This window comes from Bacteroidota bacterium, assembly GCA_017303905.1.
GTDB lineage: Bacteria > Bacteroidota > Bacteroidia > B-17B0 > Aurantibacillaceae > JAHEYG01.
Genome location: JAFLBH010000006.1, coordinates 1 through 23,308 on the forward strand (window position 1 = coordinate 1; position 23,308 = coordinate 23,308).

Here is a 23,308-nt window from a genome sequence, read left to right on the forward strand (position 1 = left end):
ACCCGCGTATATTTTAAAATTCAATTCAAGTTCAATTAAAAACGGGCAGCCTCTCACCCTGCTAAGGGGGAGTACGGCGTAGCCGGGAGGGGGTTATTGTGCTTTTCTACATTATTTTCTTGGACAGGAAATTCGAAAACTTTTTTCCTATTTCATCAAGAACCCGAAATTAATCTAACCAAACCGACTGCCGTCTGCTTGATGAATCCTTGATTCTTAAATGCAAGTTATTTCCTAATTGCTCCGCAATTTTGAAGGCCTCTTCTTTATTCTTTGTTTCGTGCACAATTATTCTCCGGTTAGAGTTGTGAACCAAGCTAACCTGAAAATACGCATGGGGATTGTTTTCAAATTCATCTATCGAACATGTCTCGCACTTAGCAAACACATTTTTAAAAACCAAAACATAATTCAGTTTTGGTAGGGGTTTAAACTCGCCCCATTTAAACACACCAATCAAACTCTCTTGAATTTTGTAGGTATTGTCTTCGAAATTGATAAACGTTTTGAATTGCCTTAACCAATTATTAATGGCTTTACGTGTACCCGCTAATACTGAATTCATGGCATTAATTTTAAGGTAAAGTTACAATCAGTATAAAAGGAAATCAGTAACAAAAGTCACTTATAAGCCCAGCTTCTGTTTAGACTCTGACGAAACATTGATATTATTGTTTCGAATCCAATCGAGCATTTTTGTCATAAAAAGCTCCTGATTGTCGATAGAAAAAGTTTTAATGGTAGTAGAACGTCCGTTTTTCTTGATAATGTAAAATATTTCGTGACGGTATTCGATATAATCGACTTCGTTCGCGAAAATCTTTTCCATATCCTCCAAAGCAATTAAAACATAATTGGCATAAACGTTAACAAAACATAATTTTTTATTGAATTTAAGCAGACTAATAATCAATTCGGTGAAAGCTATGATAAAACATACAGGATAAATAATCTTTACTGCACTAGGGGAAGCAAAAAGCAATAAGCCGAAAGTTGTATAAATACCAACTTTTAGCGCCCGAAGCGTAAAAAAACTACCCGGGTAATAGGCAAATCGCTCAACCGGTAATTGCGCCTTGTAACTCGTGTTATTATACTCCACATAACTTAAAATGGCGTATAAAAGTCCGAGTATCGCCTGAAATATTAATAACTCTGCCTTACTAACAGTGCCTCTGAAAAGGGTTGAAATGGTAAGGATTACGAGAGCAATGAGCACCAGATTTTTCCCGATTATAGCTTTAGCACTGTTCATTTTAATAATACCATGTTTTTTATTAATTTTAAACTCCGATGAGCTTTGTATTTCCAACCTTTTTATACGCCCTTTTTGCCATCCTCATTCCTGTTATCATTCACTTATTCAACTTCAGGAAGTATAAAAAGATATATTTTACAAACGTAAAGTTTTTACGTGAATTAAAACAGGAAAGTCAGTCGAAAAGCCGCTTAAAAGAGATATTAATTTTAATCAGCCGTATTTTAGCCATTTCAGCGCTTGTATTCGCCTTTGCTCAACCTGTTCTGGTAAACGATACTACCAAAGTTAAAACCGGAAACAAAGCCATAGGTGTTTATATCGACAATTCCTTCAGTATGGAAGGGGTTAATAAAAACGGAAGTCTGCTTGAAAACGCAAAAAAGCGGGCAAAAGAAATTGTTGCCGCATTTGGCAATGCCGATAAATTCATGCTTCTTACCAATGATTTTGAGGGCAAACATCAACGCTTTATTTCTAAGGAAGAGATAAACGAGGCTATAGATGAAGTAAAAATTTCATCGGCTGTAAAATCATTATCATCGGTTATTAAACGTCAGCAGGATTTTTTAAGAGGCGCGAAATTAAATGACATGCGTTCTTTTGTGATCAGTGATTTTCAAAAATCAATTTCTGATTTTAAAAATTTCCCGAACGATACTGCGATAATAAATTCACTCATTGCAGTTAATGCCAACACCAGCGATAATGTTTATATCGACACATGTTGGTTTGATTCTCCGGTTCAGCAAAAGGGTGTTGTTCAAAAACTAAATATCCGTGTTTACAATAAAAGCAATAAAGCGATTGAGAATGGTACCATACGCTTAACGATAAACAATAAACAAACCGGTATAGCGAGCTTTAATGCGGACGCACAAAGTAAAACCGAAACGCAATTAACATTTGAGTGTAAGGAAGAAGGATTTAATTTTTGTTCGTTAAAACTGGATGATTATCCTATAACATTTGATGATGAATTATTTTTCACTTTCAATTCTAAATTAAACATACAGGCTTTGGTAATAAACGGAAAGTCTAGCGAAACAGGTCCTTACTTTAAATCATTAATGCAATCGGATAGTTTATTTAGCTTTTACGAAAACAACGAGTTGTCTATTGATTATGGCTTGTTTGCCAAAGCGAATCTCATTATTCTGAATGAAGTTGAAAATTTCAGCAGTGGCTTAATTTCTGAAATTAATAAGTATATGCAGTCAGGCGGACATCTGGTTTTAATTCCTGCCAAAAAAATGGAAGCTTCAAATTACGGTGAATTTTATAAAGCACTTTCATTGCCTGCCCCCGGAAATACTGACACTACTACCTTGAAGGTTGAAAAAACAGATTTCAAAACCGGATTTTACGAAGGTGTATTTGATAAAATAGATGAACGCATCGACCTCCCTGTCATTAAAAAACGTTACATAACGAATTTATCAAGTCGAAGTAATTTAAAGCCGATTTTAAAATTAATGAATGGGGAAACCTGGCTGGGCGAACTCGACAATAATACTTCCAAATTATATTTGTTTAGTGGTCCGCTTGATGTTGCCAGCAGTAATTTTTGTAAACACGCCTTATTTGTACCAACGATTTATAAAATGGCCATTAATAGTTTAAAAGCGGTACCGCCCTACTATTACACGCAAAATAATTCCGTGATTCAGATAAATCCTATCAGCAACAAAGGCGACGAACCGTTTCATTTAAAATCGTTGAATAACAAATCTGATGTTATTCCGGAAATCCGAGTTGGAAATAACCGCCTAAACATTTTTACGCAAGGACAGATTGTTGAACCCGGCTTTTACAACTTAACACTGCAGACTCAAACCTTGCAAGCACTTGCTTTTAATTTTAATCGTCTGGAATCGGGATTGGAGTTTTACACCAACGACGAAATGGAAAACAATCTGGGTGAAAATCATTTAGTTTCGTATAAGACGATTATTGCAGGTGAAAAAACGCTCACAAGTTCTGTAGCTGAAATAAGCGGTAACACCAAACTTTGGAAATTATTTGTTATTTTAACCTTGATTTTTGTAGCGATAGAAATAGCCTTAATCCGATTTTTAAAATGAACGTATTAATTAAACAAGCCAAAATTATCTGCCCAAGTAGCAGCTGCCATAATAAAACAATGGATGTGCTAATTGAAAACGGCAACATTTCTCAAATTAAAAAAAGCATTACCGCTTCGGGTGTAAAAACTATTGAAGAGGATGGCTTACTACTTTCTTTGGGATGGTTTGATATGCAAGCTAACTTATGCGATCCGGGCTATGAGCATAAAGAAGATTTGGAGAGTGGATTAAAAGCCGCAGCCGCAGGAGGATTTACAGGTGTTGCAGTAATGAGCGGAACCAATCCTCCTTTACACAATAAAGCTCAAGTTGAGTATCTTTTGAACCGCAGTAAAAACAGTTTAACGGATGTATACCCTGTTGGAACTTTAAGTCAGAATCAGGAAGGCAAAGACTTATCGGAAATGTACGATATGAAATTAGCAGGCGCTGTAGCGTTTGGTGATTATAAAAATCCGATAAAAGATGCCGGTTTAATTTTACGCGCGTTACAATACACTACTAACATCAACAGCTTTATTATTACTCATTGTGATGATAAAAGTATTTCTCATGGCGGACAAATGAATGAAGGCGAAACATCCACCATGTTAGGCTTAAAAGGAATTCCTGCGCTTGCCGAAGAAATCATGTTGCAAAGAAATATTTCAGTACTCGAATATGCAGGAGGAAAAATGCACGTTCCTACTATCAGCACAAAAGGAAGTGTGGAGTTAATTAAAAAAGCGAAGGCGAACGATTTAAATATTACGTGTGGAGTAGCCGCTCATAATTTATTACTGGATGATACAGCTTTAGTTGATTTCGACACGAATTATAAAGTGAATCCTCCATTAAGAAATAAAAAAGATGTTGAAGCTCTTCGCAAAGCCGTGGAGAATGGCATTATCGATGTAGTAGTGAGTGATCATCATCCGCAAGACATCGAGTGCAAAGATTTAGAATTCGATTTAGCAGACAACGGTATCATTGCTTTACAAACTGCCTATGTAAGCGCATTAACAGGATTAAAAGGTGAAGCGGAAAAATTAGTGGAAGCTTTGAGTATTAATCCGCGTAAAATTTTAGGATTAGAATTACCAAAAATAGAGGAAGGTGAAAAAGCTAATCTAACCCTATTCACTGTTACAGGTGAAACCAAACTTACCGAGAAAGACATTTATTCGAAGTCGAAAAACACACCTTTCCTTGGAAAATCATTACAAGGAAAAGTGGTTGGCTGCATCAATAATAATAAAGGGTGCTGGAATTAAATAAAGGCTAATTTATATTTAGCTTTTTCTCTGCTTGTACTATCTTTAAACGCATAGAATAAATGTTTGTATCCTTTTCTGGAATAAGAATAAACAAACACACCGTATCCTAGCATTTCTTTTTCTATTAAGTTTGTTTCGTTATTTACATACCAAGCCTCGTAGAATTTAATCAAATTGATATTATTAGGTATTGAGATGGAGTCGCAAGCCCAAATTGTTTTGATAGTTTCCTTTCCCTTTGAATCAAATTCGGAAAAAACAACACTGTCACATTCCATCATTCTTTGAGCCACTTCATCTCGCGTTAAAGGCTTATCATTTATATTCCAAAATAAAAATGATTGCGGATTATTCTTCAGTTTATTTACAGATTCAAGTATCACCCGAAATTCAGGCTCTGTTAAAAATGTCAAGTAGGATTCTGTAGCGCCACTATATTGAAACATTTCCATGTCGCCATTTTCTTTGGCTAAATTTTTAATCTGTGTGGTATCTCTCAAAATAAAAGTGGATTCGATACAAGACGTGATAAGTGTTCTTGAGGTTGATGATTCTGTTTTAGTTTCATCTGATTTATGCGGAGGCGTGCAGGACAACATCATGCAGATTGCCATTACGGAAAGTAAATTATATTTCATGGGATGGGTTTTAATTGAATAATGAATACAACAAAGAAAAGTTACAACAATTCTCCTTTACTTGCTTCATAACCCTCATCTATTTTGAGGTTTTTTTGTTTATAGGCTGCTACTGCTAATTCATCGCAACGATTATTTTCCTTGTTGCTGGCATGTCCCTTCACCCAGACAAATTTCATTTTCTTAGGGTTATAGATGTCTAAAAAGCGTAACCACAAATCCACATTGGCTTTATTTTTAAAACCAATTTTAATCCAATTATCTATCCACTTTAAGTTTATAGCATCCACTACATATTTAGAATCTGAATGCACAACAACCTCATAGTCTTTATTCTTTATCATACTTAAGGCCTCAATTACCGATAAGAGTTCCATTCGGTTATTGGTTGTTAACCGAAAGCCTTCCGACACTTCTTTGCGGTGTTGATTAAACAGCATGACAATTCCGTATCCGCCGGGACCGGGATTGCCACTGGCAGCGCCATCTGTATAGATATGTATTTTACCGTTTGTCAAAACAAAAACGTAGGTTTTTCGCTTGGGTTTAAAAGTAAGAATATTTTCCGACTCACCCCCGGTTTCACTTCGTTCAACCACCCCCTCTCTACTCACGCAGAGAGGGGGAAGCCGTAAAACAAAAAGAGCGCGAAAAAAATTTCCGCGCTCTTTAAATTTTATTGAAATCAATTAATGATGTGCTTCTTCTTTTGCAGGCTCTGCTGCGTGATGTGTTGTATTTGCAGGTGCTGCATGAGTACTATCGGTAGAAGCTGCGGCATGTTCTTCAGCGTGAGCCGCGTGATGTTCACACACTTTACCATCTTTACAACCTTCACACTCTCCGTGTCCTTCGCCATGCTTCTCCATTCCTTTGTGACACTCTTCCATACTCATTCCTTCAGGATGTTTGCTGTGGTCGCCTTTTGCGCAGGCTTCCATACATTCCTTTGAACATCCTTCGGCACACTCATTATGGTGACAAGGATCGCCCAGGCTAACAAATAATACAATAATAAAAACGGTGATTGCACCTAAAATTAAAGGGACAGTAAAAGATACCGGCTTTTGCTCGGTGTGGTTGCTGTGATCGTCGTGATGATGTGCCATTGTTGTAAGTTTTATGGGGATAAAAATACTAGATAATTCTATTTTTCAAAAATCTTATTCCTTTACAAATTTAAAGTTTTGAACAGCATTGCCGTTGGTAATCCTGCCCGAATATATACCCTGCGCTAAAGCCTCAATATTTATGGAGTTTTGATTGATGCTGTTTCTGTTATCAAACTTGTGTTTTGAAATTATTCGTCCTTGCATATCCATAATCGAGATTTCGAACTCACCCTGTGATGGAATAATAAAATTAATCTGATTGGTAGCAGGATTAGGATAAATAGCCAATGCCATTTGTGTAGAAGGGGATTCTTTAATTCCGGTAAACGAACGAATCATATCACGGTAACGTACTTCATTCGGTATAAAATTATTCAGTGCGACTGTACCGGTAATTTCTAAATAAGGCACGTGCTCCGTTAAAGTTAACCACTGATATTTCCTTACATAATTTGGGTATCCGATATTTATTGGTAAGGTGAATGTTCCAACCGGAATGTTCGCCTTAATACTATCTATAGAATATTGAGTGGTGATTACACGTAAGCAAGGCTCCATGCCAAATGGTGTTTTAATGGTTCCCCATCCATCAACTTCCGTTATGCGGTGTCCGTGTTTTTTAAATCCAAATGGCATCAAAGAACTTGATGGTGTAGATAATGCGAAATTTGTTGAATCGCGGTCTAAATAATTTAATGGGAATTTGTAAATGGAGTCCTTCTTACTATAAGAAACTGGAAAAGGGAAACCGGAGTATGTAATTCCCCAGGCATCCATATAAAAACCGTTGGTGTTTTTCTTATAAATATCACAAACGTTATTTAATTGCGCTATGAATAAATCCAGGGTATCGTCTGTTTTTTCGGCGTAACCGGTCGACAGAAAATAACCATAAGCGTTAGCGGGTTTAAACTCACGCATAATCTGACCTACAGGCTTTAACGAGTCAAAATTCCAGGTAAAATTAGCCCCCGTAGCTGTATAACTGGTTAAAGAAGTGTTGGTTGTTAAAGCTATTACTGAAGCTAATGACATGCGCGCAGTGTCGCCGCTGGCAGGAACATTACTGGTTGTAATTACAATCTGTGCGTTAGCACAAGAAATTAATACAAGAAAGAAAGAAAGTAAACGTATTTTCATGAAATTAAAATTTTAATAAATATACTAAATTTAATCAATAACCCGTTTTGTATTAGTAATTTAGGGGATAAATGCTGCTAAAGCTGTTTAGATATCTGATAGTAAGCGCACTGATAGTTTTATCGGTAAAAGGCTCTGCCCAAAATTATAGTCTTAAACTAATTAATACCGACTCCGTAAAAATTTTCAAATATCTGAAATACAAAAACTCGTTTAAATCCGAAAAAGAAATTACAAAAGAGCTCAATAAAATTTTATTTGAACTAAGAAAAGAGGGGCATCTTATTGCCAATGTTGATTCTATACAAAAAGACTCTCTCATAAGCATTGCCTATTTAAGCATTGGTGCCAAATACAAATGGGCAAAATTAAAAAGAGGTAACGCTGAAATGGATGTAGTTTCTAAGCTTGGTTACAGCGAAAAGATATATACCGGTAAGTCCTTTAATTATTTACAAACCGCTAAATTCATTGAGAAAACTTTAAGTTACTATGAAAATAATGGTTATCCGTTTGCGTCATTACAATTAGACAGCTTAACAATTCAAGAGAACACTATCTCTGCGGTGATTAATCTTTCTAAAAACAAACTCATCAAACTGGATAGTATACTGGTTGAAGGCGACGCGAAAATCAACAACACATTTTTATACCGCTACTTAAGCATTAAGCCGAATATGCCTTATAACGAAGAGGCATTCAGAGCAATTTCAAAAAAATTAAGACAATTACCGTTCTTATCTGAAGCTAAGCCTCAAGTGATTCGTTTAACCGAAAAACAGAATAAACTTTATCTGTTTCTGAATAAAAAAAATGCTTCTCAGTTCGACGGTATCATTGGTATATTACCGGATAATACCGGAAAAACTGTTTTCACTGGGGATGTAAAAATTAAACTCATCAATAACATTTTCAGAGGAGGAGAAACATTTGATTTAAATTGGAGAAGACTTCAAACACAAACCCAGGATTTTAAAGCGCGCGTTATTTATCCATACTTACTGGGTTCTCCGATTGGAACGGATTACGCCATTAAAATTTACAAAAAAGACACCTCCTTCATTGATGTAAATAATAATATTGGTTTGCAGTATTATTTCAATGGCTTAAATAATCTTAAAGTGTTTTACAAACAACGAAATGCAAATTTACTTTCTGCAAACGGCTTAGCTTTTACCACTGTGCTGCCGGATTATGCCGACATCACCACTCAATCGTACGGTGTTGGACTTGTTTTTGAAAAAAGTGATTACCGATTTAATCCGCATCAGGGAATTTTCATCAATATAACAGCACAAACCGGTAACAAAACCATTAAGAAAAATCCAAAAATAAATGATGCGGTATATACAAATCTTCAGCTTAAATCGACCCAATATCAAAGTGAAGGAGAGCTGCATGGATTTATTCGCATTAAGGGAAATAGTGTTTTACATTTAGCCGCGCAATATGGCAGTGTGTTTGGTGATGCGCCTGTTTTTAAAAATGAATTATTCCGAATTGGCGGCTTAAGAACTTTGAGAGGTTTTGATGAGGAAAGTATTTTCGCATCAACTTACGTGATTCCAACTATCGAGTATCGCTTTTTATTTAGTCAAAACTCCAACATTCTTTTATTTGCCGAAGGAGCCTGGTACGAAAATAACAGCAGTGGAAATTATAACAGTGACATGCCTTACAGCATTGGTGCCGGTATTAATTTTGATACCAAAGCAGGTATTTTCTCTTTAAACTATGCTTTGGGTAGTCAGCAAGGTAATCCCATCGATATCAGAGCCGGTAAAATCCATTTCGGTTTAACTGCCTTGTTTTAGGCTTTTTTTATTGGTACATTTGTTTATCATGAAATTAAAATTTACAGTTCTGTTATTGGCTTTTACTTTTCTAAAAACGCTTAGCCAAACTATTTATCCAAGTTATAATTTTACGTTAATGAGTCATCTTAATCCGCAAACTAACACCGGAGGAGATGGCCGTAAATACTCAGGCTGCTGGGGATGGAGACAAGATTCTACCGGAAGAGAGTATGCGTTGGTTGGAACTGCTGATAAAACTTATTTTATTGATATTACAAATCCGGCTGCACCAAGTATTCGCGACTCTGTTCAAGCCAGAAGAAGCGGTTGTACCTGGCGAGAAATAAAAAATTACAAGCACTATGCCTACATTGTAAGCGATGATGCCAAACCTAACAGCTTTCAAATTGTTGATATGCGTTATTTACCCGATTCGGTACATGTAGTATATGACGACACCACTTTGTTTGAACGCGGACACACATGTTGGGTAGATGGAAATAAACTTTACGTTGGCGGAGTTACACCTTCGTTTGGAGGAACCATCAACATGCAAGTGTATAGTTTAGCAAATCCTCAATTGCCGGTTTTACTGCGAACTTTAAGTGATGATTTTCCGGTTATCAATTACGTGCACGATATGTTTGTGAGAAACGATACTGTTTATGCATCGGCAGGCGGACAAGGCCTTCATGTTTTTAAATATAATCCAGGTCCGAATAATTTTACTTCGCTCGGTTCATTAACAGGCTATTCAGGAGCCGGATATAACCATAGCAGTTATATCACCGATAATGGGAAAACATTAGTATTTTGCGATGAAGTTCCAACGGGTTTATCAATTAAAGTAGCCAATGTTTCTAACCTTGGAAATATTACGTTAGACGCAACTACAAAACCAAACTCCAATAATGAATTCGTTGCTCACAATCCTTATGTACTTGGCAACAAATGGGCTTTTGTAAGCTGTTATCAGGATGGTTTATTACTATATGATATTAGCACACCATCCAATCCGATTTTAAAAGGTTTTTTTGATACACATCCCCAAGGAGGATCAAATTTGGGAAATAATTATTTCGCACAATCTTACAGAGGAAACTGGGGCGCCTACCCTTATTTTCCTAGCGGAACAATTTTAGCCTGTGATATGCAGAACGGGATATTTCTTTTATCAGCAAAAAATCTGATAAGTGTTGGCGTTAATGAAAACGAAAATCAGAATTTATCGGCAAGCATTTATCCGAATCCGGCGAGCACTGATATTTCCATTACATTCATTCCGGATAATTCTTCAAATTGCACATTTATTGTTACTGATATTACCGGTAGAACTATTTTAAACGAAGAAAGAAAAATTAATTTATCATCACCGCTAGCGCAAGAAAAAATAAATGTCAGTGCATTTGAATCGGGCGCTTATTTGGTAAAAGTAATTTCAGGAAAAAAATCTATTCAGAAAAAAATAATCATAACACATTAATATGTTCTCTGTAAACTCTAAAATCGGCATCATCGGATCAGGCGCTATGGGCTCCGGAATTGCGCAAGTAGCCGCAACCGCCGGACATGATGTTTTTATTTACGATAACAACCCGGCTTCGCTCGAAAAAGCAAAAAACAATTTAGCAAGCTCTTTATCAAAGCTGGTTGAAAAACAAAAACTCACGAAAGAAAAAGCAGATTCTGTTTTAGCAAAATCAAATTTTGTTTCCCAGTTAAAAGACTTAGGTACGTGCGATTTAATTATTGAAGCCATTGTAGAAAACCTGGAAGTAAAACAAAAAGTATTTTCAGAATTGGAAACATTGGTTTCCGAGAATTGCATTTTAGCTACTAACACTTCTTCTCTTTCCATTGCTTCTATTGCAGCAGCGTGCAAAAAGCCAAATCGCTTTTTAGGAATTCATTTTTTTAATCCCGCTACTTTAATGCCTTTAGTAGAGATTATTCCTGGCATTGCAACACAAGACAATCTTACCTCAGAAATAAAAAAATTAATTGACAGTTGGGGAAAGACAACCGTCATAACAAAAGACACACCGGGATTTATCGTGAATCGTGTTGCTCGTCCGTTTTACAGTGAATCATTACGCATTTACGAAGAAGGCATTGCCGACCTTGCTACCATTGATTGGGCTATGAAAGAGTTTGGTGGATTTAAAATGGGGCCTTTTGAATTAATGGATTTGATCGGACATGATGTAAACTATATCGTAACCGAAACTGTTTGGAAACAATTTTATTTCGATCCGCGTTTCAAACCCGCCTTATCACAAAAACGTTTATTGGAAGCGGGATTTCTTGGCCGAAAAACAAGTCGCGGATTTTATGATTATAACTCTCCCCTTCCTGAACCAAAAAAAGATGAACTTTTGGGCAAACTAATTTGTCACCGCGTGTTATGTATGCTCATCAATGAAGCCGCCGATGCGCTTTACTATAATATCGCAGGAAAAGAAGATATCGATTTAGCGATGACAAAAGGGGTAAATTACCCTAAAGGCCTTTTAAAATGGGCTGATGAAATAGGTATTGAAAAAGTACTGAATACCCTTCAGGAACTTTATAGTTTATATCAGGAAGACAGATACAGGCCTAGCGTACTTTTAAAGCATAAAGTGGCTCAAAAACAGGGCTTTTACTAACCAAAAGCTTGCCTTCGCTCATTATTTGGAGATTTTTTTGCTAAAGCTGTAAAAATCAGCTAAATTTGGTTTAAGTAATTTTAGAAAAATGAAGAAATTATTATTTCCTGCTTTGTTATTTGGTGCTTTAAGCACAGTATTTATTATTTCTTGTAAAGAGAAAAATAACGATAACATCACGCCAACTTATAAAAACCAGTCGACCGGAACCGGTGCTAACCCTAACATTAATCAAATTACTGTTACAGGTACAAGTACCGTTACTAATCCCGCAACACAAAACACTGCTTTACAAGTAGGTGGTTCAATCGCTGGCTGGAGCTTTAATGGGTGTGCTACAAGTCCTAATACCTTAACAGGATTAAATGGAAACACAACTGTACAGTTAGTTTTTGGTGGTGGAGCTGTTACTACAGGTACTTATGCTTTAACTCCAAATTTACCATTAGCTGGTCAGGCTCGTATGATTGTGACCAATGCTCCCGGACAACCGGATGGAATTGCTTGGTATTCTAAGTCAGGTTCTGTTGCGGTAACTACCAGCACAGCCGGTACGCAAGCTACATTCAACAACGTTCAATGCTTACAATATTCGTTCTTGTTCCCTGTGGTTACAGTATCAGGAAACTTAACTTGTATTTAATCAACAAATGATTTTTCTCAAAAAGGCTTCCGAAACCGGAAGCCTTTTTATTTTTGTATAGTTGAGTTATTACTACAAAATACTTTCCTATTTAAGACAGAGCTATAAGCTCGACTTGCGCGCTTTGTCTTTCATGCGGATTGCGATTGGCCTTGTGCTGCTCGCCGATTTAATCATACGCGCCACAGCGCTGCGTGAACATTACACTTCTGACGGCGTATTACCGGTTGATCTTTTATTAAAATTTGATGAAAAACCTTTACGCTGGTCCTTTCATTTTCTAAATGACAGTTATGCCTATGAGTTGTTTTTATTTTTATTCAACGCTTTTATTGCGATACTTTTAATCGTAGGCTGGAAAACCAAATTAACCACACTCCTCGCCTGGATATTTTTAGTATCCTTACAAAACAGAAATCCATTCATTCAGCAAAGCGGTGATGATTTCTTAAGGCTGATTTTATTTTGGGGAATATTTTTGCCGTGGGGTAGTTTCTATTCTTACGATGCCAAAAAAACAATTCCTAAATCGAAGAATTACTTTTCAATTTCAAGTGTTGGTTACATGGTGTTAGTGGCCTCGGTTTATTTTTTCTCGGCATTACATAAAACTTCACCTGAGTGGCGCACCGAAGGAAGCGCTATTTATTACGCGTTAAGTCTTGATCAACTTAAAGTCGGGATGGGCGATTGGCTGTATCAATATCCCTCCTTAATGAAGTTACTTACCTTCTTCGTGTATTACTATTTAGAAATCATTGCGCCATTATTAATACTTGTTCCATACAAAAATCAAAACTTAAGAGCGATCGCAGCTATTTCAATTATTCTTTTGCATGCAGGCATCGCTTCTACACTCTATGTAGGATTGTTTTTTGTAATCGGATTAAGCACCTCACTCGGATTGCTCTCGTCAGGCATAATGGATAAACTCGATGAGAAAATCACCCACATCAGTAAAGTTACTTCCTCCGGATTCTATTCCATCCGATCTCCCAAACCAATCAGGCAATTCACCTTCTCCTTTTTACTAGTAGTGTTCCTCTTTTGTTTCGCCAGCAATCTCGGCAACCTTCCTAATTTCAAATTTGTGCCGGATGACCGCTTTATGTATTTGAATAACGCGTTAAAGCTGGATCAGTTCTGGGGGATGTTTTCACCGGGGGTTTACAAAACAGACGGTTGGTATGTTTACCGCGGAATAAAATCCAACGATTCTATTTGGGACATTTACAATAATAAACCCGGATTGGATCTCACCAAACCGAAAGACATTGACAAAATGTATCCAACCGATCGCTGGCGGAAATTCGCGGAGAATTATCAGAAGAATGATTTTAATTTCATGCGTCCTTATTATTGCAGATATTTAATCCGCGAATGGAATAAAAAGCATCCTGATAATAAAATCGAAGGGTTAAATATCCTGTTTATATTAGAGGAAAGTTTGCCCGATTACAAAACAAAACCAATAAAGCAACAGAACACCTGTTTGTGTTACGAAAATGAGCCGGTTCAATAATTTTATTTCCTATTTAAATTATCTGCTGAAAAGCAAAACCGCGCATGGGGTACACTCTCCTTTTGTCTACAAATTTGTAACCGAACTGCTCGAAACAAAAAACGAAGCCTATTATCAGTTTAAGGAATTAGATGCAGTTCGCAAGCAATTGCTGAATAACCACAACACCATCGAAATCACTGATTTTGGCGCGGGCTCTAAAGTTTTTAAAGGCAATACTCGTAAGATTTCAGACATCGCCAAGCATGGTATTAGCACAAAGAAATTTTCCGAATTGTATTTTAAACTGATTAATTTTTGTAATGCGGAACATGTTGTAGAATTAGGCACTTCCATCGGGCTCAACACTCTTTATTTAGCGAAGGCTAATTCAAAATCGAAGATCTACACCATTGAAGGTTGTCCGGCGCTTTATGAATTTTCTTCGCAGCTTTTCAAAAAACACAACGCAGAAAACATTACATCCATACAAGGCAACTTTGATTCAGTGCTTCCTGAACTGCTGAACAATCTACCGCGACTTGATTTCTTTTACGTTGACGGCAATCATCAATACGAAGCGACAAAAAAATATTTCGAAATGGCGCTTACAAAAAAACATGAGCACTCCGTATTTATTTTTGACGACATTAACTGGACGGAAGGGATGCAAAGAGCATGGGGGGAAATTAAAAATCATCCGGAAGTAACGTTGAGCCTTGATTTGTTTTATGCGGGCATCGTATTCTTCAGAAAAGAACAAAAAGAAAAAGAACATTTTATTTTACGGTATTAAGTATGAAGGGGAAAATAAGAACCATGCAAATTGTACTGGCTATTTCTGTAATTCTTACAGGAATAAAGTTTTTCGCCTACTACATTACCCACTCTAACTCCATCTTAACGGATGCTTTGGAGTCGATTGTGAATTTACTGACAGGCGCATTCGCTTTATTTAGTTTGTACTACGCTTCTAAGCCAAAAGACGCAGACCACCCTTATGGTCATGGAAAAATTGAACATTTATCAGCAGGATTTGAAGGCGGCATGATTGTTTTAGCAGGCTCAGCCATGATATTTGAAGGGATTAATGCCTTTATCAAGCAGCCGGAAATTCATGAAGCAGATAAAGGTATTTATCTCACAATTGTAGCGGGAGCCATTAATTTATTTCTGGGAAGATTTCTGGTGAATAAAGGAAAGAAAGAGCATTCGCCGGCGCTGCAAGGTGAAGGCAAACATTTAATGTCGGATGCCTGGTCGAGCGTAGCCATTGTTGTTAGCTTAACCTTAGTTTACTTTACCAAATGGTATTTTATAGATTATGTGGTGAGTATTTTAATGGGTATTTATATTTTACTGGAAGGCTTTAAAACACTGCGTGATTCAGTGAATGATTTGCTAGATAAAGCCGACTTTGAAAAAATCAATCACCTAATAGAGTTACTTAACAAAAACAGAAAAACGGAATGGATAGACGTTCACAATTTGCGGGTGCTGAAGTATGGCGAAACCTTGCATGTGGATTGCCATATTACATTGCCTTGGTATCAGAGTTTGGAAGACAGCCACAATCAGGTAGACTCTGTGGAGCAGCTGATAAAAAAGGACTTTGACAGGGAGATAGAATTTTTCATACACGCTGATCCTTGCGTGCCTCCGACATCCTGTTCGGTATGTCAGATAACGGACTGCAAACACAGGCAATCAGAATTCAAAAAGAAAATAGACTGGAATATTGATAATTTGTTGCCGGACACGAAGCATAAAATTTAAATATCAAAAAATATTTCAATTCAATTGAGACACATCGGTTCAAATTAATTTCGCAAGCTAAGCCTGCCGTCACCCCCGCTCAACTTGTAGATAAGGGGGGTGGCCGAACGTAGTGAAGTCGGGGGTGAGTCCTAACCGCCTATAACTCCGTATAAAAGCATATGAGACATAAATACGACACAGCCGTAGTTTTCTTATATGCTATAGGCAAAGAAAACATGTTGCCCTACGAGTTTAGAAAACAAATCCCGTCTTCCACCATTTCAACCTGGCGGAAAACCAATTACAGCGAATACCTTGGGCACGAGTTTCGCTATTTTTTTGACGATGCTTTTAAAAATGCCGAGATTGGTTTTAAGTACCTGAAACTTAAAAAAACTATGCTGGCGCTAACCCGAGCTTGGGTAATGCTCTCCTACACCCTGGTTCCACTTATAAAAAGCGCAGCGGGCGACAAAGTGCTTCAGGCAAGAGTGCTTAACGCCATTAATTACATAAAAAGTTTTGTTGGCCTAAAACGTGCCTTAAAAATTGTGGGGATTTCCACGCCCATGTATTATCAGTGGATACTGGAGGCGCGATTCGAATGTTTCGATTCATTTACACATCTCTGTGTAAAACGTCACCCACAACAATTACAATTAAATGAAATTTTAAAAATCAAAAAAATGCTCACTAACCCTGAGTACGATCATTGGCCAATAGTGTCAATTGCAGGAATAGCGCTACGGCAACGAAAAGCAATTGTTAGTTTATACAGCTGGTATAAGTACGCGAAGTTTTTAAACATAAGCAGAAAAGTAGCAGGTAAGAGTCGGAAAACAATAGGACTCATAGCCACAAAACCCAACGAATATTTACATGTTGATACCACTTTTTATGAGCTGATTTCCGGCAAAAAAATAAGCATAAGTTTTGTGATGGATAATTACAGTAAAATGATTTTGGGATGGCATGTGAGCGAAAACAATAAATTTAGCATAGTCATTAACTCGGTTAGTAAAGCACTTAAAAACATTGAGAAACATCCCGACCAAAAAACACCTTATTTGGTAACCGATGGTGGCAAGGAAAACCACAACAAATATGTAAATGAATTTATTGAACGAATTGCGAAACGCAAAAAAATCAGGTTCACAAAAATAAGAGCATTAAAAGACATAAGATTTAGTAACTCACCGGTTGAAGCCATACACCGCACCATGAAAAGCAGGTATTTAAGAGGGCGAAAATTCGAAAGCATAAAAGCATTAGCTAAATACTTAGAATGGGCGGTTAACGATTACAATGTTGAACGACCACATTATAAACACAGGCCTCGCACGCCACATGAAGTGTATTTTAATATTCCCTTAAAATTTGATGTTAAAAAAAGAGTGAAGCAAGCCATCAGAACACGCATTAAAAACAACAAAAATGCCAAATGCATACAATGTACAGGTTGCAAACCCGGTGCCTGCGAAAATAAATTTTAATCAATTGGTTATCAAAACAGTAAAAAAAATAATTACATTAATTATCCCTAAAGGATAAGTTCGCACCTCGGTACAACGAGGTTTTGCATTCAGAAAAAGCGGAGGAATTGATTATATTTGAGTAAATGAATGAGTTAAAAGAATGGAACACAGGTTCGATTCCCGTACGGGCTACCAGGTGTTACGTTATCTTATATAATTGCAGTTATATTATCTACAATTGGTAATTCATATAAAAAAATCGGGCGTACATACCAACTATGCGGACGCAAAGGGATTCGAACACTCCTTTAATTCTTGATTACAAGCCATTTTTCACTCTCACGTTTTATCAAATATACATAATCCTCCGCTTTTTCTGAATGCAAAACCTCGGTATAGCGAGGTCTGCCTCTATCCCCCTTAATTATTTTTCATTCTGTGTTTAGTGTTTTGTGTTCATCCGTGCAGCGTATCGTCGGGAGACATGCTTCGACTTCGCTCAGCACAAGTACTAAACCTCTATAAACGCAAAAACCCCCGTAATACTACGAGGGTTTTTCTTTGTAAAATTGGCATCGACATACTCTCCCGGGCTTTAGGCCAAGTACCATCTGCGCAGGCGGGCTTAACTTCTCTGTTCGGAATGGGAAGAGGTGATCCCCGCCGCTATAGACGCCATAAAGGGATGGATTATTTCTGGATTCAGGTTTTTTATTTCTGGTTTTAACCAGGAACATCGAACTAGAAATAATCAATATTATTACATACTGAAAAAAGACACAAGGCGTGCAGCTAATAAAAGCTGATGCGCATAACAGAAAGCTTACGGATAATTAGTATTACTCGACTTTGACATTACTGCCTTTACATCTGTAACCTATCAACGTAGTAGTCTTCTACGATCCTTATAAAGTTATCTTATCTTGAGGTGAGTTTCGCACTTAGATGCTTTCAGCGCTTATCTCATCCGAACATAGCTACCCAGCGGTGCAGCTGGCGCCACAACTGGTACACTAGCGGTTCGTCCGACTCGGTCCTCTCGTACTAGAGTCAGGGCCCCTCAAATAACTAACGCCCACCACAGATAGGGACCGAACTGTCTCACGACGTTCTGAACCCAGCTCGCGTGCCACTTTAATCGGCGAACAGCCGAACCCTTGGGACCTTCTCCAGCCCCAGGATGTGACGAGCCGACATCGAGGTGCCAAACCCCCCCGTCGATGTGAGCTCTTGGGAGGGATCAGCCTGTTATCCCCAGCGTACCTTTTATCCTATGAGCGATGGCCCTTCCATACGGAACCACCGGATCACTTTATCCTGCTTTCGCACCTGTTCGGCTTGTCGGCCTTACAGTCAAGCTCGCTTATGCTAATGCACTCTACGTACGGTTACCAAGCGTACTGAGCGAACCTTTGAAAGCCTCCGATACCCTTTCGGAGGCGACCACCCCAGTCAAACTACCCATCAAACAATGTCCTCCGTTGGGAGTTAGACTCCAAGTAAGTAAAGGGTGGTATTTCAACGTTGGCTCCACAATGGCTGGCGCCACTGCTTCAAAGCCTCCCACCTATCCTACACATCACTTACCCGGAATCAATGTTAAACTATAGTAAAGGTGCATGGGGTCTTTCCGTCCCGTGGCGGGTAATCAGCGTCTTCACTGATACCACAATTTCACTGAGCTCGCGGTTGAGACAGAGCGGAGATCGTTACACCATTCGTGCAGGTCGGAACTTACCCGACAAGGAATTTCGCTACCTTAGGACCGTTATAGTTACGGCCGCCGTTTACCGGGGCTTCGATTCAAAGCTTTGGATTGCTCCTAACCTCTCCTCTTAACCTTCCGGCACCGGGCAGGTGTCAGGCCTTATACTTCATCTTTCGATTTCGCAAAGCCCTGTGTTTTTGTTAAACAGTCGCCACCGCCATTTCTCTGCGGCCCACATTGCTGTGGGCACCCCTTATCCCGAAGTTACGGGGTTAATTTGCCTAGTTCCTTAACCGCGGATCACTCAAGCGCCTTAGTATATTCTACTTGTCTACCTGTGTCGGTTTGCGGTACGGGTGGCACTCATCTGAAGCTTAGAAGATTTTCTTGGAAACATACTTGGACACTTATCCCCTTGTCTGACGACTCAGGGTACTTTCACCTTTCAGACTCTCTGCGGATTTGCCAACAAAGAGTAACCCTACGGGCTTAAACGCACTATTCCGTCAGTGCGCCGTGTTTACGTTTTTTCGTCTCTCCATCGCAATGGTGCCAGTACAGGAATATTAACCTGTTGGCCATCGACTACGCCGTTCGGCTTCGCCTTAGGACCCGACTGACCCTGAACCGATTATCGTTGTTCAGGAAACCTTAGACTATCGGCGAACAGGTTTCTCGCCTGTTTTATCGTTACTTATGCCTACATTTGCTTTTCTAACCGCTCCAATAGCGCTCACGCAACTTCTTCAACGCAGTTAGAATGCTCCCCTACCGATTGTATTGCTACAATCCCAAAGCTTCGGTACTATGTTTGATGCCCGAGTATCGTCCACGCCCAACCGCTCGACCAGTGAGCTGTTACGCACTCTTTAAATGAATGGCTGCTTCCAAGCAAACATCCTGGCTGTCAATGCAGTCGGACCTCGTTATATCAACTTAACATAGATTTGGGGACCTTAGCTGTTGGTCTGAGTTCTCTCTCTCTCGTCCATGGGCCTTAGCACCCATGGGCTCACTGCAGAGTATATTTTATAGCATTCGGAGTTTGTCAGGACTTGGTAGGAATCGCTTCCCCCGCATCCAATCAGTAGCTCTACCTCTATAAAACTTAACCTCTACGCTGCCCCTAAAGGCATTTCGGGGAGTACGAGCTATTTCCCAGTTTGATTAGCCTTTCACCCCTACCCACAGCTCATCCGGAAGCTTTTCAACGCTTATCGGTTCGGTCCTCCAGAGTGTGTTACCACTCTTTCAACCTGGCCATGGGTAGATCACAAGGTTTCGCGTCTGCCTCTACTGACTCTGCGCCCTATTAAGACTCGCTTTCGCTTCGGTTAACGGACCTTAAGCCCTTAACCTTGCCAGTAAAGTGCAACTCGTAGGCTCATTATGCAAAAGGCACGCCGTCACCCCACTAAAGGGCTCCGACCGCTTGTAAGCGCATGGTTTCAGGTTCTTTTTCACTCCGTTGTTCACGGTTCTTTTCACCTTTCCTTCACAGTACTAGTTCACTATCGGTGTCTTAGGAGTATTTAGCCTTACCGGATGGTGCCGGCAAATTCCTACAGGGCGTCTCCGACCCCGCAGTACTCAGGATACTACTAGGTATAAATTGCATGTCGTGTACGGGATTATCACCCTCTTTGATCGTGCTTTCCAACACTGTTCCACTATACAACTTAAGTCCACATTGTAGTCCTACAACCCCGGTGTAACCGTAATCACACCGGTTTGGGCTATTGCGCGTTCGCTCGCCACTACTTGCGCAATCACTATTTGTTTTCTTCTCCTGCTGTTACTTAGATGTTTCAGTTCACAGCGTTTGCTCCCTTTGCAGGGTGACTAACCTTCAGTTAGCCGGGTTTCCCCATTCGGAAATCCAGGGATATAATGTGTATTTGCCACTCCCCCTGGCTTATCGCAGCTTATCACGTCCTTCTTCGCCTCTAAGACCCAAGGCATCCTCCATGCGCCCTTAAGTACTTTCTTTTGTTATGCTTTTTAAGCACCTTCAGTTCTATTATCTAAGTATAAATAATAAAACCGGTATTCTTAATTATTTTAAAAAAACTGTATCGCTACAGCCTCTTTACTATCTGTTTAGATTGTTATTTGCATGTTTAATAATTGCTTATTAAACCGCCTTATGTCTTTCTCAATATGTCAATGAACGTAGTTAGCTTTTACACTAACCTAAAATTTGTGGAGAATAACGGATTCGAACCGTTGACCCCCTGCGTGCAAGGCAGGTGCTCTAGCCAGCTGAGCTAATCCCCCAAAGTGAGTTATAAGTTATGAGTTATGAGTTATTCAGTATTGAGAGCTCTTAACTCCTCAATCTTAACTCAAAATTCACAACCCCTGTTTCATGTAGTCCCGAGCGGATTTGAACCGCTGACCCCTACATTATCAGTGTAGTGCTCTAACCAACTGAGCTACGGGACTGTTTTCTTTAGTCGGCGCCTCAGTGGTTTTAAAGCCCCACTTGGCTCGTTTGGGTTGTTCTTCAATTTTTAATAGAAAATAGATTGTCCAAAAATTAGCAAGCATTTATTGCTTCTACTCTTATCACACCTTGTAAGGATTGCTCCAGAAAGGAGGTGTTCCAGCCGCACCTTCCGGTACGGCTACCTTGTTACGACTTAGCCCCAATCACCGGTTTTACCCTAGGAGGCGCCTTGCGGCAACCTACTTTAGATACTCCCAGCTTTCATGGCTTGACGGGCGGTGTGTACAAGGCCCGGGAACGTATTCACCGCGCCATTGCTGATGCGCGATTACTAGCGAATCCAGCTTCATGAGGTCGAGTTGCAGACCCCAATCCGAACTGAGATTACTTTTCAAAGATTTGCATCACATTACTGTGTAGCTGCCCTCTGTAGTAACCATTGTAGCACGTGTGTAGCCCAGGACGTAAGGGCCGTGATGACTTGACGTCATCCCCACCTTCCTCTCCGCTTGCGCGGGCAGTTCCATTAGAGTCCCCAGCTTTACCTGTTGGCAACTAATGGTAGGGGTTGCGCTCGTTGCGGGACTTAACCCAACACCTCACGGCACGAGCTGACGACAGCCATGCAGCACCTAGTTTCGTGTCCTTGCGGAAAGCTCCCTTTCAGGAGCGGTCACTAACTTTCAAGCCCTGGTAAGGTTCCTCGCGTATCATCGAATTAAACCACATGCTCCTCCGCTTGTGCGGGCCCCCGTCAATTCCTTTGAGTTTCACCGTTGCCGGCGTACTCCCCAGGTGGATTACTTATCGCTTTCGCTTGGTCACTGAAAGTTACCTCCCAGCAACGAGTAATCATCGTTTACAGTGCGGACTACCAGGGTATCTAATCCTGTTTGATCCCCGCACTTTCGAGCCTCAGCGTCAGTTACAGCTTCGTTAGCTGCCTTCGCAATCGGTGTTCTATGACATATCTAAGTATTTCACCACTACATGTCATATTCCGCCAACGGCAACTGTACTCTAGACCTGCAGTATCAATGGCAGTTTCTGGGTTAAGCCCAAAGATTTCACCACTGACTTACAAGTCCGCCTACGCTCCCTTTAAACCCAATGAATCCGGATAACGCTTGCATCCTTCGTCTTACCGCGGCTGCTGGCACGAAGTTAGCCGATGCTTATTCTAACTATACTATCAGCCCTTTACACGTAAAGGGGTTTTCTCTAGTTCAAAAGCAGTTTACAAACCATAGGTCCGTCTTCCTGCACGCGGCATGGCTGGATCAGCCTTGCGGCCATTGTCCAATATTCCTTACTGCTGCCTCCCGTAGGAGTCTGGTCCGTGTCTCAGTACCAGTGTGGGGGTTTAACCTCTCAGTACCCCTACTGATCGTGGTCTTGGTGAGCCGTTACCTCACCAACTAACTAATCAGTCGCATGTTCATCCATCACCGTCGGAACTTTCAAAATCAAGTGATGCCACTCAATTTATTATGGAGTATTAATCCGAATTTCTCCGGGCTATCCTCCTGTGATGGGCAGATTACATACGTGTTACGCACCCGTGCGCCGGTCGCCGGCAAGTATTGCTACTCCCGCTGCCCCTCGACTTGCATGTATTAAGCCTGCCGCTAGCGTTCATCCTGAGCCAGGATCAAACTCTCCATTGTATAAAAGTTTGTATCCCTATTCATATTTATTAATAGGAATGAATTATGTCTAAACACAATCCCTCAAGGGTATGATGAATCAGTTTCTCAACTAATATCATCTTCATGTGATAATCGTTTCTTCAACAAATTACCTGCTACATTTTTGGCAATCATTTCCTTCAATGAACGT

The 23,308-nt window shown here is 39.5% G+C and carries 15 protein-coding genes, 2 tRNA genes, 3 rRNA genes and 1 pseudogene; 10 read left to right on the forward strand and 11 right to left on the reverse strand.

Annotation, left to right across the window (positions count from 1 at the left end; translation table 11 throughout):
- Positions 1-169 precede the first annotated feature (169 nt).
- Both J0L69_16870 and J0L69_16875 read right to left on the reverse strand, forming a co-directional pair.
- Positions 170-565: a hypothetical protein gene (locus tag J0L69_16870; GenBank protein MBN8694868.1), complete on the reverse strand. Its 396-nt coding sequence runs from the start codon at positions 563-565 to the stop codon at positions 170-172.
- A 60-nt stretch (positions 566-625) separates the two neighbouring features.
- Complete coding sequence (locus J0L69_16875; protein MBN8694869.1) at positions 626-1,255, reverse strand: hypothetical protein; 630 nt, start codon at positions 1,253-1,255, stop codon at positions 626-628.
- A 38-nt stretch (positions 1,256-1,293) separates the two neighbouring features.
- Between J0L69_16875 and J0L69_16880 the strand changes: the two are divergent.
- Positions 1,294-3,342 (forward strand): annotated as a pseudogene (locus J0L69_16880) (BatA and WFA domain-containing protein).
- On the forward strand, positions 3,339-4,598 hold the full coding sequence (locus J0L69_16885) for a dihydroorotase (protein MBN8694870.1): 1,260 nt from the start codon (positions 3,339-3,341) through the stop codon (positions 4,596-4,598). The pseudogene J0L69_16880 and the gene J0L69_16885 overlap by 4 nt, the downstream one beginning before the upstream one ends.
- On the opposite strand, the gene J0L69_16890 is transcribed toward J0L69_16885, so the two are convergent.
- The 4 genes from J0L69_16890 to J0L69_16905 all read right to left on the reverse strand — a co-directional run bounded on the left by J0L69_16890 (position 4,595) and on the right by J0L69_16905 (position 7,491).
- A complete protein-coding gene (locus J0L69_16890; protein MBN8694871.1) occupies positions 4,595-5,239 on the reverse strand; it encodes a hypothetical protein in 645 nt (214 codons plus the stop codon). The two genes, J0L69_16885 and J0L69_16890, sit on opposite strands and share 4 nt — an antisense overlap.
- Before the next feature lie 41 nt (positions 5,240-5,280).
- The gene (rnhA, locus tag J0L69_16895) at positions 5,281-5,757 is read right to left on the reverse strand and encodes a ribonuclease HI (GenBank protein MBN8694872.1); all 477 of its coding nucleotides are present in this window, start codon (positions 5,755-5,757) and stop codon (positions 5,281-5,283) included.
- A gap of 171 nt (positions 5,758-5,928) precedes the next feature.
- Positions 5,929-6,348, reverse strand: coding sequence for a hypothetical protein (locus tag J0L69_16900; GenBank protein ID MBN8694873.1), 420 nt, complete (start codon positions 6,346-6,348; stop codon positions 5,929-5,931).
- Between the two features lie 54 nt (positions 6,349-6,402).
- Positions 6,403-7,491 (reverse strand): T9SS type A sorting domain-containing protein, encoded by a 1,089-nt coding sequence (locus J0L69_16905; protein MBN8694874.1) that lies wholly within the window; start codon positions 7,489-7,491, stop codon positions 6,403-6,405.
- A gap of 71 nt (positions 7,492-7,562) precedes the next feature.
- On the opposite strand from J0L69_16905, the gene J0L69_16910 reads away from it, so the two are divergent.
- The 8 genes from J0L69_16910 (at position 7,563) to J0L69_16945 (ending at position 17,330) form a co-directional block, all read left to right on the forward strand.
- Positions 7,563-9,305, forward strand: coding sequence for a hypothetical protein (locus J0L69_16910; protein ID MBN8694875.1), 1,743 nt, complete (start codon positions 7,563-7,565; stop codon positions 9,303-9,305).
- Positions 9,306-9,333: 28 nt separating this feature from the next.
- On the forward strand, positions 9,334-10,770 hold the full coding sequence (locus J0L69_16915; protein MBN8694876.1) for a choice-of-anchor B family protein: 1,437 nt from the start codon (positions 9,334-9,336) through the stop codon (positions 10,768-10,770).
- Between the two features lies 1 nt (position 10,771).
- Positions 10,772-11,935, forward strand: coding sequence for an NAD(P)-binding domain-containing protein (locus J0L69_16920; GenBank protein ID MBN8694877.1), 1,164 nt, complete (start codon positions 10,772-10,774; stop codon positions 11,933-11,935).
- 88 nt (positions 11,936-12,023) lie between these two features.
- Complete coding sequence (locus J0L69_16925; protein ID MBN8694878.1) at positions 12,024-12,578, forward strand: hypothetical protein; 555 nt, start codon at positions 12,024-12,026, stop codon at positions 12,576-12,578.
- Positions 12,579-12,711: 133 nt separating this feature from the next.
- A complete protein-coding gene (locus J0L69_16930) occupies positions 12,712-14,100 on the forward strand; it encodes a hypothetical protein (protein ID MBN8694879.1) in 1,389 nt (462 codons plus the stop codon).
- Positions 14,084-14,875 carry a class I SAM-dependent methyltransferase gene (locus tag J0L69_16935; GenBank protein MBN8694880.1) on the forward strand — a complete coding sequence of 264 codons (792 nt, stop codon included), beginning with the start codon at positions 14,084-14,086 and terminating at the stop codon, positions 14,873-14,875. Before J0L69_16930 ends, J0L69_16935 begins: the two co-directional genes overlap by 17 nt.
- Before the next feature lie 2 nt (positions 14,876-14,877).
- Positions 14,878-15,855, forward strand: coding sequence for a cation transporter (locus J0L69_16940; protein MBN8694881.1), 978 nt, complete (start codon positions 14,878-14,880; stop codon positions 15,853-15,855).
- 161 nt (positions 15,856-16,016) lie between these two features.
- Positions 16,017-17,330 (forward strand): transposase, encoded by a 1,314-nt coding sequence (locus tag J0L69_16945; GenBank protein MBN8694882.1) that lies wholly within the window; start codon positions 16,017-16,019, stop codon positions 17,328-17,330.
- 549 nt (positions 17,331-17,879) lie between these two features.
- Here the strand turns inward: J0L69_16945 and rrf are convergent.
- The 5 genes from rrf to J0L69_16970 all read right to left on the reverse strand — a co-directional run bounded on the left by rrf (position 17,880) and on the right by J0L69_16970 (position 23,136).
- Positions 17,880-17,992 (reverse strand): 5S ribosomal RNA (gene rrf / locus J0L69_16950).
- 132 nt (positions 17,993-18,124) lie between these two features.
- Positions 18,125-21,010, reverse strand: a 23S ribosomal RNA gene (locus J0L69_16955).
- Between the two features lie 213 nt (positions 21,011-21,223).
- Positions 21,224-21,297: transfer RNA gene (locus J0L69_16960), tRNA-Ala, on the reverse strand.
- Positions 21,298-21,391: 94 nt separating this feature from the next.
- A tRNA-Ile gene (locus J0L69_16965) sits at positions 21,392-21,465 on the reverse strand.
- 148 nt (positions 21,466-21,613) lie between these two features.
- Positions 21,614-23,136: ribosomal RNA gene (locus J0L69_16970) — 16S ribosomal RNA — on the reverse strand.
- The 16S, 23S and 5S rRNA genes sit together here with 2 tRNA genes alongside, the layout of an rRNA operon.
- Positions 23,137-23,308 lie beyond the last annotated feature (172 nt).

Excerpts from the sequence above, each read along its gene's own strand:
- J0L69_16870 (MBN8694868.1), bottom strand. The coding sequence starts at position 565 with ATGAATTCAGTATTAGCGGGTACACGTAAAGCCATTAATAATTGGTTA.
- J0L69_16900 (MBN8694873.1), bottom strand. The coding sequence starts at position 6,348 with ATGGCACATCATCACGACGATCACAGCAACCACACCGAGCAAAAGCCG.
- J0L69_16910 (MBN8694875.1), top strand. The coding sequence starts at position 7,563 with ATGCTGCTAAAGCTGTTTAGATATCTGATAGTAAGCGCACTGATAGTT.
- J0L69_16925 (MBN8694878.1), top strand. The coding sequence starts at position 12,024 with ATGAAGAAATTATTATTTCCTGCTTTGTTATTTGGTGCTTTAAGCACA.
- J0L69_16885 (MBN8694870.1), top strand. The coding sequence starts at position 3,339 with ATGAACGTATTAATTAAACAAGCCAAAATTATCTGCCCAAGTAGCAGC.
- J0L69_16875 (MBN8694869.1), bottom strand. The coding sequence starts at position 1,255 with ATGAACAGTGCTAAAGCTATAATCGGGAAAAATCTGGTGCTCATTGCT.
- J0L69_16935 (MBN8694880.1), top strand. The coding sequence starts at position 14,084 with ATGAGCCGGTTCAATAATTTTATTTCCTATTTAAATTATCTGCTGAAA.
- J0L69_16890 (MBN8694871.1), bottom strand. The coding sequence starts at position 5,239 with ATGAAATATAATTTACTTTCCGTAATGGCAATCTGCATGATGTTGTCC.
- J0L69_16915 (MBN8694876.1), top strand. The coding sequence starts at position 9,334 with ATGAAATTAAAATTTACAGTTCTGTTATTGGCTTTTACTTTTCTAAAA.
- J0L69_16930 (MBN8694879.1), top strand. The coding sequence starts at position 12,712 with ATGCGGATTGCGATTGGCCTTGTGCTGCTCGCCGATTTAATCATACGC.
- J0L69_16940 (MBN8694881.1), top strand. The coding sequence starts at position 14,878 with ATGAAGGGGAAAATAAGAACCATGCAAATTGTACTGGCTATTTCTGTA.
- J0L69_16945 (MBN8694882.1), top strand. The coding sequence starts at position 16,017 with ATGAGACATAAATACGACACAGCCGTAGTTTTCTTATATGCTATAGGC.
- J0L69_16920 (MBN8694877.1), top strand. The coding sequence starts at position 10,772 with ATGTTCTCTGTAAACTCTAAAATCGGCATCATCGGATCAGGCGCTATG.
- J0L69_16905 (MBN8694874.1), bottom strand. The coding sequence starts at position 7,491 with ATGAAAATACGTTTACTTTCTTTCTTTCTTGTATTAATTTCTTGTGCT.